General features: G+C 64.1%; 14 protein-coding genes. 9 read left to right on the forward strand and 5 right to left on the reverse strand.

The window, feature by feature from the left end; all coding sequences use genetic code 11:
* Positions 1 to 10 precede the first annotated feature (10 nt).
* Both E7V67_020395 and E7V67_020400 read right to left on the reverse strand, forming a co-directional pair.
* Positions 11 to 946 carry a protein phosphatase 2C domain-containing protein gene (locus E7V67_020395; protein ID WUR12041.1) on the reverse strand — a complete coding sequence of 312 codons (936 nt, stop codon included), beginning with the start codon at positions 944 to 946 and terminating at the stop codon, positions 11 to 13.
* A gap of 8 nt (positions 947 to 954) precedes the next feature.
* Positions 955 to 1,947 (reverse strand): serine/threonine-protein kinase, encoded by a 993-nt coding sequence (locus E7V67_020400; GenBank protein WUR12042.1) that lies wholly within the window; start codon positions 1,945 to 1,947, stop codon positions 955 to 957.
* Positions 1,948 to 2,035: 88 nt separating this feature from the next.
* Here E7V67_020400 and E7V67_020405 point away from each other — a divergent pair, with 88 nt between their 5' ends.
* Positions 2,036 to 2,926, forward strand: a complete 891-nt coding sequence (locus E7V67_020405; GenBank protein WUR16320.1) for a YicC/YloC family endoribonuclease — start codon at positions 2,036 to 2,038, stop codon at positions 2,924 to 2,926.
* A 68-nt stretch (positions 2,927 to 2,994) separates the two neighbouring features.
* Here the strand turns inward: E7V67_020405 and E7V67_020410 are convergent, their stop codons facing one another.
* Positions 2,995 to 3,861: an alpha/beta fold hydrolase gene (locus E7V67_020410; protein ID WUR12043.1), complete on the reverse strand. Its 867-nt coding sequence runs from the start codon at positions 3,859 to 3,861 to the stop codon at positions 2,995 to 2,997.
* 155 nt (positions 3,862 to 4,016) lie between these two features.
* On the opposite strand from E7V67_020410, the gene gmk reads away from it, so the two are divergent.
* The 3 genes from gmk to E7V67_020425 all read left to right on the forward strand — a co-directional run bounded on the left by gmk (position 4,017) and on the right by E7V67_020425 (position 7,289).
* The gene (gmk, locus tag E7V67_020415) at positions 4,017 to 4,658 is read left to right on the forward strand and encodes a guanylate kinase (GenBank protein ID WUR12044.1); all 642 of its coding nucleotides are present in this window, start codon (positions 4,017 to 4,019) and stop codon (positions 4,656 to 4,658) included.
* A 72-nt stretch (positions 4,659 to 4,730) separates the two neighbouring features.
* Complete coding sequence (rpoZ, locus tag E7V67_020420) at positions 4,731 to 4,934, forward strand: DNA-directed RNA polymerase subunit omega (protein WUR12045.1); 204 nt, start codon at positions 4,731 to 4,733, stop codon at positions 4,932 to 4,934.
* Between the two features lie 69 nt (positions 4,935 to 5,003).
* Positions 5,004 to 7,289 carry a bifunctional (p)ppGpp synthetase/guanosine-3',5'-bis(diphosphate) 3'-pyrophosphohydrolase gene (locus tag E7V67_020425; protein WUR12046.1) on the forward strand — a complete coding sequence of 762 codons (2,286 nt, stop codon included), beginning with the start codon at positions 5,004 to 5,006 and terminating at the stop codon, positions 7,287 to 7,289.
* A gap of 245 nt (positions 7,290 to 7,534) precedes the next feature.
* On the opposite strand, the gene E7V67_020430 is transcribed toward E7V67_020425, so the two are convergent.
* Both E7V67_020430 and greB read right to left on the reverse strand, forming a co-directional pair.
* On the reverse strand, positions 7,535 to 8,203 hold the full coding sequence (locus E7V67_020430; GenBank protein WUR12047.1) for a transposase: 669 nt from the start codon (positions 8,201 to 8,203) through the stop codon (positions 7,535 to 7,537).
* Positions 8,204 to 8,241: 38 nt separating this feature from the next.
* Positions 8,242 to 8,802, reverse strand: a complete 561-nt coding sequence (greB, locus tag E7V67_020435; protein WUR12048.1) for a transcription elongation factor GreB — start codon at positions 8,800 to 8,802, stop codon at positions 8,242 to 8,244.
* A 53-nt stretch (positions 8,803 to 8,855) separates the two neighbouring features.
* Between greB and E7V67_020440 the strand changes: the two genes are divergently transcribed.
* The 5 genes from E7V67_020440 to E7V67_020460 all read left to right on the forward strand — a co-directional run bounded on the left by E7V67_020440 (position 8,856) and on the right by E7V67_020460 (position 15,099).
* Positions 8,856 to 10,262 carry a histidine kinase gene (locus tag E7V67_020440; protein WUR12049.1) on the forward strand — a complete coding sequence of 469 codons (1,407 nt, stop codon included), beginning with the start codon at positions 8,856 to 8,858 and terminating at the stop codon, positions 10,260 to 10,262.
* A 31-nt stretch (positions 10,263 to 10,293) separates the two neighbouring features.
* Positions 10,294 to 10,944, forward strand: a complete 651-nt coding sequence (locus E7V67_020445; GenBank protein WUR12050.1) for a response regulator transcription factor — start codon at positions 10,294 to 10,296, stop codon at positions 10,942 to 10,944.
* A 143-nt stretch (positions 10,945 to 11,087) separates the two neighbouring features.
* A complete protein-coding gene (locus tag E7V67_020450) occupies positions 11,088 to 12,677 on the forward strand; it encodes a diguanylate cyclase (protein ID WUR12051.1) in 1,590 nt (529 codons plus the stop codon).
* A gap of 490 nt (positions 12,678 to 13,167) precedes the next feature.
* Positions 13,168 to 14,640, forward strand: a complete 1,473-nt coding sequence (locus E7V67_020455) for a flagellin (protein ID WUR12052.1) — start codon at positions 13,168 to 13,170, stop codon at positions 14,638 to 14,640.
* An 81-nt stretch (positions 14,641 to 14,721) separates the two neighbouring features.
* Positions 14,722 to 15,099, forward strand: a complete 378-nt coding sequence (locus E7V67_020460) for a flagellar protein FlaG (protein ID WUR12053.1) — start codon at positions 14,722 to 14,724, stop codon at positions 15,097 to 15,099.
* The last annotated feature ends 116 nt before the right edge of the window (positions 15,100 to 15,215 follow it).

Consider the following 15,215-nt stretch of genomic DNA (forward strand, 5'->3'; position numbering starts at 1 on the left):
TGATTCCTGTCTATTTCAGTAGCTGGGATGATTTTTCGATGGCCCCGCGGATCTCGGCGATGGCCTTCTCGATCTGTTCCTCGTCGAACGGATCGATGCCTGGATCGGGCGAGCGGCCCGCGATCGTCGAGCCGTGCAGGTCCTGCGGCAGCGCCTCGGTCGTGATCGTCGTCGACATCACTTCCGTCGGCACGTCGTCGAGGCCCGGCCCGCCCTGCCACGTGATGGCCAGGCCTGTCACGTTGTCGCTGCTGGCGCCACCCTGGCGCAGCGCGGCCTGCAACAGCTCGGGCACGGCGCGCACGACCGGGCGGGTGGACAGCGTGTCGAGCAGCTCCGCCTCGTCCAGCACGGCCCACAGGCCGTCCGAGCATAATAGCATCGTGTCGCCGGCCTGCAGGCTGGCGCGGCGCGACAGCTCCACCTTCGGCGCGCTGGCCGCGCCCAGGCAGTTGTACAATTTGTTACGGTCAGGGTGCGTGGCCCGTGCCGACGGCGGCACCTTGCCCTTCTCGATCAGGCTTTCGATGTGCGAGTGGTCGCGCGTGCGCGCCAGCAGGCGGCCGTCACGCAGCCAGTACAGGCGCGAATCGCCGCAGTGCGCCCAGGTGGCCGTGTTGTGCTGGATCAGGCAGACGACGACGGTGGTGCGCGGCGTCTCGGGCATCCGGTGCAGCGCCGCGTAGCGGTGGATCTCGCGGTGCGCCGCCATGCAGGCCTCCTCCAGGAAGCGTTCCGCTCCCTTTACGTAAGGCGTGGCCTGCTGCTGGAACACGGCGGAAATCGTCTGCAACGCCACGGTGGCCGCGGCCTCGCCGCGCAGGTGGCCGCCCATGCCGTCGGCCAGCACCAGCAGCAGCGCATCGCGCGTGAAGCTGTAGCCCATGCGGTCCTGGTTGACCTTGCGCGCGCCGACGTGGCTTTCCTGGTACACGGAAAATTGCATGGTGTCTCCTACGATTGCAGCGTGTCCGGTGCGGACGCGGGACGGCCGAAGCGGGCCGCCAGCCGGCGCGCGAACCCGGCCAGTCCACCTGCCGGCGGCGCGGCGGGCGTTTGGGCGGGCACGGCTTCCTGCAGCGCCTTCTGCAGCGCGAACACGCTTTGCGGCCGCGCCAGCGGGTCGACCTGCAACGCCCAGCGCACCAGGCGCACCAGCTGCGGCGAGCAGCTTGCGTCGAGCCGGGCGAAATGCGCTTCCATGCGGTCGTCCTTCCTGCGCTGGTCGGCCGGCTGCGGCGGCGCCCCGGCCATGCAGGCGAACATCGACGCGCCGATGCTGTAGATGTCGGTCCACGGCCCCAGCGTTTCGCCGCGCACGTACAGTTCGGGCGCGGCGAAGCCGGGCGTGTACATGGGCTGCAGGGTGGGCACGTCGGTATTGACGGTCTGGCGCGCGGCACCGAAGTCGAGCAGCATCGGCGTGCCGTCGGTGCGCAGGTAGATGTTGGCCGGTTTCAGGTCCAGGTGCAGCAGCTGGTTGGCATGCACCTCGCGCAGCCCTTTCAGTACCTGGGTAAAGATCTGGCGGATGAAGGCCTCGCCGATCGGGCGGCCCCTGGCGCGCTGGCGACCGATGTGTTCCTGCAACGAATGACCCGATTCGTAGGCCATGACCATGTAAACCGTGTCATTGGCGCGGAAGAAATTCAACACTCTTACAACATTCGGATGGGCGATGCGGGCCAGTGCGCGGCCCTCTTCGAAGAAGCATTTCAGGCCGATGCGGAACACCGGCAGGTTCGATTTCGACACGGCCGGCGCCAGTTCCCCCTCTTGACGCAGCGCGAGGGCGCTTGGTAAATACTCCTTGATGGCGACCGCATTGCCGTCCCCGTCATAGGCGAGATAAACAATACTGAACCCGCCTGACGCAATTTTCTTTACAATGCGGTATCCAGCTAAAGCCATCCCATCCGGCAATGGGGCGTTGTTTTGTGCAGCCATAGGTTTCCTCGCCTCAACACCCGGATTGTGTGGACAAAACCAACTAATGTAAAGCTAAAATCGGGGATATCCATTGAGCATTTCCAGCATGACGGGCTACGCGGTTGCCACCAGCGAAAGCGCGGCGGGAACTCTGACAATCGAGATCAAGAGTGTCAATTCCCGTTTTCTTGACCTCCAGTTTCGCATCAACGACGACCTGCGTGCCCTCGAACCCGACCTGCGTTCCGCCATCATGGCGGCCATCACCCGTGGCAAGGTCGAGATTCGTCTGAGTTTCGGCCGCAAGGCTGCCGGTGCCGGCACCCAGGCGCTCAATGTCCCCCTGCTTAATGAACTGGCGCGCCTGCAGGGCGAGGTCAGCAAGCACTTCGCCGGCGCCCAGGCGATGTCGGTGGCCGAATTGCTGCGCTGGCCCGGTGTCGTCGAGGAAGCGCAGATCGGCCAGGAGTCGCTGCAGGCCGACGTGGCCGCGCTGATGAACCGCACCGTGCAGGCCTTCGTCACCAGCCGCCAGCGCGAAGGGGCGGCACTGGAAGCCATGCTGATCTCCCGTATCGAGGCGATGGAAGGCATCGTCAAGCGCATCACCCCGCTGATCCCGCAGGTGGTGGCGGCGTTCCAGCAGAAGGCGATCGAGCGCATGCAGGAAGCGCTGGGGCTGGCGTCGCAGGGCTCGAACAGCAGCCTGTCGCGCCAGGACGCGATGGAGCGCATCCGCCAGGAAGTCATCCTGTACGGCATCCGCATCGACGTGGCCGAGGAGCTGGGCCGGCTGTCGGCGCACCTGTCGGAAACCCGTCACATCCTCAAGAAGGGCGGCCAGGTCGGCAAGCGGCTGGACTTCATGATGCAGGAACTGAACCGCGAAGCGAACACGCTGGGCGCCAAGGCCTCCGTCAAGGAACTGGCGGACGCGTCGATGGAGCTGAAGCTCTTGATCGAGCAGATGCGCGAGCAGGTGCAGAACCTGGAATAACGTTTCCTCAAAACCCGGGTCTGTCCCGGGTTTTTTGTTGCCTGAAAAATGGGGTCTGTCCCCATTTTTCAGGCAACTTTCCCCTGCAGGCTGTCGAACCAGGCCAGCGCGCCATCCCACAGCGGCTGGGCTTGCTGGCGGAAGTAGCCCATGTGTCCTACCTTGCCGAGGCTGGCGGCGTCGACGTCGACAGCGCGCCAGGGGGCGTTGCGGTAGCCCGCCATGAAGGCGTCGCGCGAGGCCGGCGGGGCCCAGGTGTCGTCGCTGGCGTTGACGGCCACGATCGGCGCGCGCACCTGGGCGAAGCCGTCGGCCACGGCGGCCATTTTCGGATCGTCGAAGAAGTAGCGCGGGAAGCGGCACCAGTGGCGCCACTGTTCGTACACGCCCAGCGGGATGTCCTCGCCCATGCCCAGCCGGCTCCAGGCCAGGTAGCCGTGTTTCCTCGTCAGCAGCGGCCCGGCGATGCGCCACATGAACAGCACCTTCATCCGTTCGACGAACGGCATCCAGCCATGCCAGCCGGCGCCGGTGCCAAAGACGTACATGCCGTCCACCTTGGCGTGGTTGGGCAGCAGGCCGAAGGCGTGGCCGCCGTACGAGTGCCCGACCAGCAGCAGCGGCACACCGGGCTGGGCGGTTGCGTCCACGACGGCGGCCAGGTCCAGGCGCGACCAGTCGAGGAAGTCGCCGGCGAAGCCGTCCAGCGTGGCCGGTTTCGAAAGGCCAATGCCGCGGTAGTCGAACGTCGTCACCGTGTAGCCGTGCGCGGCCGCGTATTCGGCGAAGCGGCGGTAGAAGCCCTGCGGCACACCGGTGGCGGCGGCGACGATCAGGCGCGCCTTTTCCACGCCCTGGGCTGGATAGCGCAGCGCGCCCAGCGGGTAGCCGTCGCGGGCCGGGATCGTCAGCGGTACGGATGTAACGGTCGTCATCGGGTCTCCTTTATCGTTATGCGTCGTACTCTAGCGGCCGCGGGAGAGCGCCTCAAGCGATCGATTCGAGGGGTTCCTCAAGAAGTTCGCCGCAAGTTCGGTTGCTCTTGGTAAAATAGATCTTTGGGCGAGGCCCACCAGATTCGAGATTGCAAATGAGCCAACACTTCTCCGGCAGCCTGTTCATGGTTGCGGCGCCGTCCGGCGCGGGCAAGTCCACTTTGGTCAATGCCCTGCTGGCGCAGGAACCCACCATCAAGCTGTCGATTTCGACGACCACCCGTCCACCCCGTCCGGGCGAGGAGCATGGCCGCGAATACTTCTTCACGACCACCGAGGACTTCGTCAAGCGCGCCGCCGCGGGCGAGTTCCTGGAGTGGGCCGAAGTGCACGGCAATTACTATGGCACGTCGCGCATCTTCGTCGAAGAACAGATGAAGGCCGGCACCGACATCCTGCTGGAGATCGACTGGCAGGGCGCGCGCCAGGTCAAGAAGCAGTTCCCGCAGGCGGCCGGCATCTTCATCCTGCCGCCGTCGATCGCGGCGCTGGAGGAGCGGCTGCACAAGCGCGGCCAGGACGAGCCGCACGTGATCACGCGGCGCCTGCTGGCGGCCGGGGGCGAAATCGCACACGCCCCGGAGTTCGAATATGCTATTATCAATGAAGAGTTTCCGGTCGCCTTGTCCGAGTTGAGCGCGATCGTCCGGTCGGCCCGTTGCCGGTTTGCGCAACAGGCGGCCCGCAATGCATCGCTGTTTGCCCAGCTGGGCATCCACGCCGAGCACGCCGAGTAGACCGTCCGCGCTGTTCCGCGCATTGTTCAGATTCCGTCATTTAGTTCAGATAACAAGTTTAGGAGTTACACCATGGCCCGTATCACCATCGAAGATTGCCTGCAGAATGTGCCGAACCGCTTCCAGCTGACCCTGGCAGCCACGTATCGCGCCCGCCAGCTGCTGCAAGGCCATACGCCGAAGGTCGAAGCCAAGGACAAGCCGACCGTGCTGGCCCTGCGTGAGATCGCCGCCGGCAAGGTCGGCCTGGAAATGCTGAAAAAGGTCCCAATGTAATTTTGGAACCTGCGTTCCTCCCGTACTACCCAGGTTCTCCCAGTTGAATTGACCGCACGTCGAGCACCTATGAACCTGACCTCCGCCGAGTCCGGCACCAGCACTGCCACGGAACGGCCCGCCACGCGGGCCCGGCGTCCGGCCCGGTCGCGGCCGGACGGCGACCAGCCTCCCGTCATCTCCACGTCTCCCCTCGCCGCTCCGCTGACGCCCGCCGGCGTGGCCACCATCAGCCACCTGACGGAAAAGCTGGCCGAGTACATGAACGAGGCCGACCTGAAGAAGGTCAAGGAAGCCTACCGCTTCTCCGACGAGATGCACCTGGGCCAGGTGCGCAAGTCCGGCGAGCCGTACATCTCGCATCCGATCGCGGTGGCCGAGATCTGCGCCGACTGGAAGCTCGATGCACAGGCGATCATGGCCGCGCTGCTGCACGACGTGATGGAAGACCAGGACGTCAAGAAGGAAGAGCTGATCGAGCGCTTCGGCGCGCCCGTCGCGCACTTGGTCGATGGCCTGTCCAAGCTGGAGAAGATCGAATTCCAGAGCCAGATCGAGGCGCAGGCGGAGAACTTCCGCAAGATGCTGCTGGCGATGGCGTCGGACGTGCGCGTCATCCTGATCAAGCTGGCCGACCGGCTGCACAATATGCGCACGCTGGACGTGATGGCGCCGGCCAAGAAGCAGCGCATCGCCGGCGAGACGATGGAAGTGTACGTGCCGATCGCGCACCGCCTCGGCCTGAACAACATCTACCGCGAGCTGCAGGACCTGGCGTTCTCGCACCTGCATCCGATGCGCTACACCGTGCTGGCCAAGGCCGTGCGGGCCGCGCGCGGCAACCGGCGCGAGGTCGTCGGCAAGATCCTCGATTCCGTCAAGAATACGCTGGCGATGGCCGGCATCGAGGCCGAGGTGTATGGCCGCGAAAAAACGCTGTACGGCATCTACAAGAAGATGCGCTCGAAGCACCTGACGTTCTCGCAAGTGCTGGACGTGTACGGCTTCCGCGTCGTCGTCGACAGCTTCCCCAACTGCTACGTGGCGCTGGGCACCCTGCACTCGCTGTACAAGCCGATGCCGGGCAAGTTCAAGGACTACATCGCCATCCGCAAGCTGAACGGCTATCAGTCGCTGCACACCACGCTGATCGGCCCGTACGGCACGCCGGTGGAGTTCCAGATCCGCACGCAGGAGATGCACCGCACGGCCGAATCGGGCGTGGCGGCACACTGGCTGTACAAGAACAGCGACGCCAACATGACGGACATGCAGCAGCGCACCCACGCGTGGCTGCAATCGCTGCTGGACATCCAGCAGCAGACCGGCGACTCGGCCGAGTTCCTGGAGCATGTCAAGGTCGACCTGTTCCCGGATTCCGTCTACGTGTTCACGCCGAAGTCGAAGATCATCGCGATGCCGCGCGGCGCCACGCCGATCGATTTCGCCTACGCCATCCATACGGGCATCGGCGACCATACGGTATCCGTCACCATCAACGGCGAGCCGGCGCCGCTGCGCACGGAGCTGCGCAACGGCGACATCGTCGAGGTGGTGACCGATCCGGATTCGCGCCCGAGCCCGAGCTGGCTGAGCTTTGTCCGCACGGGCAAGGCGCGCTCGGCGATCCGCCATCACCTGCGCACGATCAACCTGCCGGAGTCGATCAACCTGGGTCGCCAGCTGCTGCGCCAGGCGTTGGCGGCGATCAGCCTGGCGCCGGACCTGCCGGAGCCATTGATCGAGCGCCTGCTGAACGAGTCGTCGGCCAAGTCGCTGGACGAGCTGTATGCCGACATCGGCATCGGCAAGCGCATGGCCGCGCTGGTGGCGCGCCACATCTTTGGCCTCTTGGGCGGCGAATCGGCCAGCGTGCCGGTCGACCACAACAGCGCATCGGACCTCGACCCGGTGACGATCTACGGCAGCGAAGGCGTCTCCGTCCAGCTTGCCCCCTGCTGCCTGCCGATCCCGGGCGACCAGATCGTCGGCCAGCTGCGCCGCGACCAGGGCCTGCAGGTGCACACAGGCGACTGCACGGTGGCCAAGCGCCAGCGCCAGAAGGAGCCGGACCGCTGGATCGCAGTGAAATGGGGCACGGAGCTGAACCGCCGCTTCGACAGCCGCATCCGCCTGCTGATCAACAATGAAAAAGGCATCCTGGCGCGCGTGGCGGCCGAGATCGGCGAATCGGACGGCAACATCACGTTCGTCGGCATGGACGAGGACAAGGAACACGTGCTGCACCAGCTGCGCTTCACGATCCAGGTCAAGGACCGCGTCCACCTGGCCGGCCTGCTGCGCAATGTGCGCAAGGTGGCTGGGGTCAACCGGGTGGCGCGCGAGCGGGCTTGACCTCTCAAGTCCGCGCTCTAGTCACCTTTTTGTAACCCAACAGCAAACTCTGGGGTCAGACCCGGCGGGTCTGACCCCAGCCTTCCGTCTTGGGTTGGATTGTGTCAGCGGCCCCTCGGCACTAAACCTAAGCGGCATGACGTATTGCGCTCGAGTGCTGACGGCCCAACAGAAATCCAGAACCAGACACTGGGGTCAGACCCGGCGGGTCTGACCCCGGCCTTCGGTCTTGGGTTGAATTCAACTCAGCGGCCCTTTGATACCGAGCGCAAGAATTCCTGATCGCCTACTGCAAAATTATTATTTGTGGCTATGCGGATATGCTGCAGCTGCCTCTCGGCGAGCGGCTCGTCAAATAAACGCCGGTATGCCGTCTGACGGACGGTCGGATCCGTGCCAAGCTCTAGGTAGGTCGAGTGGGCCACGACAATCGCATTGGCCCGGCCTTCGGCATTGCATCGATAACTTGACCAAGGATACTGGCCAGGGTACTGAACCATTCTGGCGCGTACAGGGTTGAGCTCAACGTAGCGCTGGCACACCAGCAAATGCGTATCGTTTTGTATCAGTGCAGCCCGATAGCGGCCCTCCCATAGCGTCCCAGTGCGCCGATATCGCCAGTTGATGTACTGGGCGTGCTTCTGCGCTACCGATCTCATCATTGCCGGCACTGCGGCTGCATGCGCTGGACTGAGCAATAGATGCACGTGATTCGTCATCAGTACATACGCGTGGACCGCACAATCTGCCTGACACGCCGCTGTCCTCAGGCAACTCAGATAGTGACCGTAGTCTTCCGTCGCCAGGAAACACGCGTTCCGATTGTTCCCGCGTTGGATGATGTGTAGGACCACACTATCAAGAAAAATTCTGGAAGACCGTGGCATGAGAGGCTCCTGGGATGCGAGCCACATAGCATGCCATTTGGGTCAAACACGCCGACTGACCGACCTCAACCTTCCGCCTTTGGATAACTCACTTCCAGAATCTCCAACTCCTCCACCCCAGTCGGCGTATGCAAGGTCACCACATCCCCCTCGCGCGCCTTGGTGATGGTGCGGGCGATCGGGGAGATCCAGCTGACCTTGCCCTTCAGCGGGTCGAATTCGTCGATGCCGACGATCGTGATCGTGTTTTCCTCGCCGTGCTGGTTGGCGTAGGTGACGGTAGCGCCGAAGAAGATCTGGTCGCTGCCATGATGGACGCTCGGGTCCACCACCTCGGCCAGGTCCAGCCGCTTCGTCAGGAAACGGATGCGGCGGTCGATCTCGCGCAGGCGCCGCTTGCCGTAGATATAGTCGCCGTTTTCCGAGCGGTCGCCGTTCGATGCGGCCCAGTGCACCACCTTCACCACTTCCGGCCGCTCGACGTCGATCAGCTGCAGCAGCTCGTCCTTGATGCGCTGGTAGCCCGCCGGCGTCATGTAATTCTTCGAGCCCGCCGGAATCGCCGGTGCCTGGACGACGTCGTCATCGTCGTCCTGCTCGGTTTCTTTCACAAATGCTTTGTTCATGAGAAGTGCGTTTCACGTATCATCCTGCTAATGCGGAACGATTGTACACATTTATGAGCACAGCCCCTTCCTGCCACGACGCCGTCTGGCAAACCACCCGCTCCGAGTTGTACGTGTTCGATCCCGCCACCCTGCGCATCCGCGACGCCAATCCCGCCGCCTGCCGCAACACCCAGCACGACGCCGCCGACATCACGACGCTGACCCTGGCCGACCTGGCCCCGCAACTGCCCAGGAGCGAGCTCGACAAGAGTGTCGCCATCCACACCCAGTTCGTCCGCGCCGACGGCCAGCGCTACCCCGTCACCCTGCACGTGACACCGATCCGCCACGACGACGCCCCTGCCCTCCTCGCCATCGCCGACGACGACAGCGCCACCGCCGCCCTGCAGCGCGCCCAGGCCCGCTTCGAGGCGATGGTGTCGAATACGCCCGGCCTCGTGTACCAGTTCCGGCTGGACGCCGACGGCCAGGCCAGCTTCCCCTACGTCAGCGAAGGCTGCCAGGCGCTGCTGGGCTTGTCGGCCGCCGAGCTGATGGCGCAGCCGGAACGCTTCCTGGAACTGGTGCTGCCGGACGACCGCCAGTCCTACCTGGACGCCATGCTGTCCTCGGCCGGTACGCTGTGGGGCTGGAACTGGGAAGGGCGCATCTGGGTCGATGCGTGGAAGGACGTCAAGTGGATCAACCTGCGCGCCACCCCGCACAGCCTGCCCGACGGCGCCGTGCAGTGGGAAGGCATCATGACCAATATCACGGAAAGCAAGCAGGAGCAGCTGGAGGTGCGCGCCAGCCGCGCCCGCCTGGCGGAGCTGACCGCCCACATCGAAAAGGTCAAGGAGCAGGAGCGCACCCGCATCGCGCGCGAGATCCATGACGACCTGGGCGGCAACCTGACCGCCATCAAGATGGCCATCGCCATGCTGGCGGCCCGCCTGCCGGAGGACGACCAGGCGCTGCACGACAAGGCTGCCTACGTGGACCAGCTGGCCGACCGCACCATCGATGCGGTGCACCGCATCACGCTCGACTTGCGCCCGTCGATCCTGGACTTCGGCCTGGTCGCCGCGCTGGAGTGGCAGGTCAAGGAATTCGCTGCCCAGGCCGGCATCGCCTGCGAGTTCCACACCAGCGCGAAGGAAGTCGACCTCGATCCGGACCAGGCCACCGCCCTGTTCCGCATCGTGCAGGAAGCGCTGACGAATATCGCCAAGCACGCCGCCGCCACGCGCGTGACGGTGCGCCTGCAATGCGGCCGCGAGCACCTCGGCGTGAAGATCGGCGACAACGGCCGCGGCATCGCGCCGGCCGACCGCAGCAAGCCGGCCTCGTTCGGCCTGCGCGGCATGGCCGAGCGCGCCCGGGCGCTGGGCGGCACGCTGACCGTCACGGCGGCGGAAGGTGGGGGCACCGTTGTCGCCATCAAAATCCGCCGCCAAGGCTACAATAGCGCCCCATGATGTTGCAATAACGAAACAGCCCGAGACCAGCATGAACCAGAAAGGTGTGATCAAGGTATTCATCGCGGACGACCACGCGATCGTGCGCGAAGGCCTGAAGATGATCCTGGCCGATACCAAGGACATCGTCGTCTCCGGCGAGGCGGAAAACGGCAGCGACGCCCTGCGGCTGTTCCGCAAATCCGGCTGCCACGTCGTGCTGCTGGACATCTCCATGCCCGACCGCAGCGGCATCGAAGTGCTCAAGCAGATCAAGAAGGAAAAGCCGGAGCTGGCGGTGCTCATGCTGTCGATGCACCGCGAGGACCAGTACGCCATCCGCTCCCTCAAGGCCGGCGCGGCCGGGTATCTGACGAAACAAAGTGCACCAAAAGAGTTGGTAAATGCCATACGGCAAGTCGCAAGCGGGTTAAAATATATCAGCCCTGCGCTGGCGCAAGAACTGGCCAACCACGTGGGGGACGAGCACCAGGTTGCACCTCATGAAACCTTGTCCGATCGCGAATACCAGACCTTGCTGATGATCGCCTCCGGCAAGACCGTCGGCGCGATCGCCGAGGAGCTGTCGCTGTCCGTGAAGACCGTCAGCGAGTACCGCGCCCGCCTGCTCGTCAAGATGAAGCTGAAGAACAGCGCCGAGCTGACGCACTACGCCATCAAGAACGGCCTGCTGGATCAGTGACGTCCGGACAAGCTCTAATGCTCAGAAGTAAGCCACCTTCCGCCCTTTCCTCGGTGCTTCAGGTAGCTCAGCAGTAACCTATGATTCAGTCAACAAGTATGAATCAAGCAATCAGTTATCACATGTAAAGGCGGCAGGCGACGATGTCCAGCAAATCCACCACCCAGGCCAGCGCGGAGCAGAATCCCGCAGACATTGCCCGCGAAGCGTTCCGGCGCCTCGCGATCCGCCGCATCGCGCCCACGCCGGAAGCCTACCGCGACATCTACAACGAAATCGCCGGCATCCCGACGCCGCCGCCGGTCGGTCCCACCGCCGCCCCGGCTGTCGACAACGGTCCGGAAAACGTGCTGACGCGCTTTGCCGCGCGCATGACCGAACAGCCGGGCGAGCTGGCCGACTTCGGCCGCCGCTTCAACCGCGCCGTCAAGGCGCGCGACTGGGAAGCCTATGCCGCCACGCTGTCGCAACTGGCCGAGCGACCGCTGCGCAAGGCCGGCAGCATCGAACTGGCACCGATGCCGGAAGGCGAACAGACCCGCCTGCTGCGCGACCTGCTGAGCCGCACCCTCACGCTGGCCGTCGCCTCCCTGCTGACGGGCACGCCGGCGCTCGCCGCCGAGGCCGAATCGCTGGGCAGCGCCACCAAGGAAGCGCACACGGAAGCGGACTTGTCGGAAATCGCCGTGCGCCTGAAGCAGCTGTGCTATCAGATCGAACTGAAGAGCGGCGACACGGCCGAGCAGCAGGAACTGCTGCTGCGCCTGTTCCGCCTGCTGCTGGAAAACGTCAGCGAACTGCTGGACGACGATTCCTGGCTGCGCGGCCAGGTCGACGCCGTGCAGTCGCTGATCGAAGGCCCGCTGGACGCGCGCGCGCTGGAAGCGGCCACGCGCAGCCTGAAGGACGTCATCTATAAACAGAGCCAGCTGAAGCACAGCATGGCCGACGTCAAGGTCACCGTGAAGAACATGATGATGACCTTCATCGACCGCCTGGGCCAGGTGGCCGCCTCGACAGGCGACTTCCACGAAAAGATCGGCAACTACTCGGCCAAGATCAGCCAGGCGCAGGACATCAACGAGCTCAACTCCATCCTCGACGAAGTACTGCAGGAAACCCGCATCGTCCAGGGCGAGGCGCTGAAGGCACGCGACAATATGGTGACCGCGCGCCAGGAAGTGCAGGACGCCGAAGCGCGCATCCACGCACTGGAAACGCAGCTGCAGCACATGAGCGAGCTGGTGCGCGAAGACCAGTTGACGGGCAGCCTGAACCGTCGCGGCCTGGACGACGTGTTCGAGCGCGAAACGGCCCGGGCCGACCGCCGCGGCACGCCGCTGTGCATCGCCGTGCTGGACCTGGACGACTTCAAGAAGCTGAACGACACCTACGGCCACATCGCCGGCGACGGCGCGCTGAAGCACCTGGTCAAGATCGTCAAGGAAACGCTGCGCTCGATGGACGTGATCGCCCGCTTCGGCGGCGAGGAATTCCTGATCATGCTGCCGGAAACCACGGTGGACGCGGCCGTCGCCACCATGACGCGCCTGCAGCGTGAACTGACGCGCCACTTCTTCATGCACGAGAACGAGAAGGTGCTGATCACGTTCTCGGCCGGCGTCGCGCTGCGCCGCCCGCATGAGGACCAGACCGAACTCGTCAAGCGGGCCGACGCCGCCATGTATACCGCCAAGAAGACCGGCAAGAACCGCGTGGTTGTAGCGGACTGAACAACTCCGTGACCCCTTCTGGAGAAGCCCGCCGCGTGCGGGCTTTTTTACGCCCGCCATCAACCACTTCCTCGAAGTCCCTCGTGGGCCAACTGCGCAACCCTGCACCCAGGACCAAAACCGGGGTCAGACCCGACGGGTCTGACCCCGGCTCTTCGCTTTAGGGTGCAAGCACGCAAACCAAGCGCATCAACGGCGAATGATGATGACTTGGCCACGAAAGAAGCCTGCAGGGCCAGGCTACTCAAAGATTTCCGCAAAAAAATAATTTTTTTCGCCCTCAAGTTCCAGCAAACCCCGTCGTCTAAGCGCGCCCACGCCCCATGTCCGACTTGCAACGGCGAAAAATTCTCTCAAAAAACCCCTAAAGCTTCCCGTGGGGCAACCGTTACCAGTTACAACAGCGGCTTGAACGTCACGGAACAGCGAGACGGGCCAAAGTGAAAGAGCAAATCGCCACATTGAGCAGTACAAGTTTTGGAGAAATACCATGGCATCCGTAATCAATACCAACGTCGCATCCCTGAACTCGCAGCGCAACCTGAGCTCGTCCGCATCCGCCCTGTCCACCTCGCTGCAGCGTCTGTCCTCCGGTCTGCGTATCAACAGCGCCAAGGACGACGCGGCTGGCCTGGCGATCTCCGATCGTATGAATTCGCAGATCCGCGGCATGACGCAAGCTACCCGTAACGCCAACGACGGCGTGTCGATGGCGCAAACGGCTGAAGGCGCACTGGCTTCGTCCGGCGACATCCTGCAGCGTATCCGTGAACTGGCCGTGCAGTCGTCGAACGCGTCGAACTCGGCTTCCGACCGCCAAGCCCTGCAGACCGAAGTTACCCAGCTGGGCTCGGAACTGAACCGTATCGCACAAACCACCACGTTCAACGGCCAGGCGCTGCTGGACGGCTCGATGGGTACGGCGAACTTCCAGGTTGGCGCCGACGCCAACCAGCTGATCTCCGCCAACGGCGCGAACTTCCTGACCAACACCTACGGCAACAACCGTGTGGAAAACAGCCAGGCAGCCACCGCCGCGACGAACACCTCCGTCAGCGCCAACGTGACGGTCTCCGGTGCACGTGGCACGAAGACGATCACGACGGCCAACAACGACTCGGCCAAGACCATCGCGGCCAACGTCAACAAGCAGACCGCCGAAACCGGCGTGACGGCATCGGCCAAGACCGAAGTCAACCTGAAGATGACGGGCGGCGAAGCGGTCAGCTTCGAACTGAAGGGCGACAACGCCAATGCGGTCAGCATCAACTTCACCGTGGGTGGCAGCGGCGGCAACGCCAGCGACTATGCATCGGGCATCAACGCCATCAATGCACAGTCCGCCAAGACCGGCGTTACGGCTGAATACGACCAGAAGAACGGCGGCATCAAGCTGAGCCATGCTTCCGGCGAAACGATCTCGGTCGATAACAAGAACACGGCTGCAACGCAGTTCGATGTGGCTTCGTACGACAAGTCGACCGGTGGCCTGACGGCCGCAACGGGCGTCGCAGCCGGTGGCCCGGCTATCGCCCTCGGCAGCGTAACGTTCGACTCGGAAAGCAGCTTCTCCGTGACCGACGCCGGTACCGGTCTGGGCGTTGGCGCCGCGGCTGGCGCCACCACGGCACGGTCGTCGACCCTGAACTCGGTCGCCGAACTGGACGTGACGAACTTCGACAACGCCCAGAAGGCCATCAAGATCGCCGATGCCGCCCTGGCCAGCGTGAACACCCAGCGCGCCGCCTACGGTGCACTGCAATCGCGCTTCTCGTCGGCTATCTCGAACCTGTCGGCAACGACCGAGAACCTGTCCGCATCGAAGAGCCGTATCGTCGACACCGACTTCGCCGCAGAAACCGCCAGCATGACCCGCGGTCAGATCCTGCAGCAGGCCGGTACCGCGATGCTGGCCCAGGCCAACTCGCTGCCGAACGGCGTGCTGAGCCTGCTGCGCGGTTAATCGCCAAGGTTGTAAGGCAGTAACGCGGTTCCCCGCCTGGTTTTCCAGACGGGGAACTTTTTCCGTTTATAGGAGCCCACCATGACTATCGATTCGCTAGGTTCGCTGGCCGGCGTCAGGGGCAATTTCGTGGCCAGCGACAACGGCCCGACGACCGCGCCGGCCGCCGGCACGCGGGCGCCGGCCACGCCGACGGCAACCGCCAATCCCGTCACGGCCAAGGACGCGCCCGCGTCCATGGACGAGCTGCAGGACGCGGTCGGCAAGCTGAACGCTTCGATCCAGGCCAGCTCGCAAAGCCTGGAGTTCTCGATCGACGAGGACAGCAAGCGCACCGTCGTCAAGCTGGTCGACGTCACGACCAAGGAAGTCGTGCGGCAGTATCCCACCGAGGAAGCGCTGCGCATTTCCAAATCATTGGACGGCTTCAAGGGCCTGCTGGTCCGCCACACCGTCTGATCGTAATGCCCTGCGCCGCCCTGCCCGGGCGGCGCACCTTCTCCTTGCCAATCCGGCATTCGCCGAAACTGGCACCTGTTTTCCCCTCTCAAGTTGCGTTTGATTCTGCCGATAAA

Origin of the sequence: [Empedobacter] haloabium, assembly GCA_008011715.2 — a bacterium.
Taxonomy (GTDB): Bacteria; Pseudomonadota; Gammaproteobacteria; order Burkholderiales; family Burkholderiaceae_D; genus Rugamonas; species Rugamonas haloabia.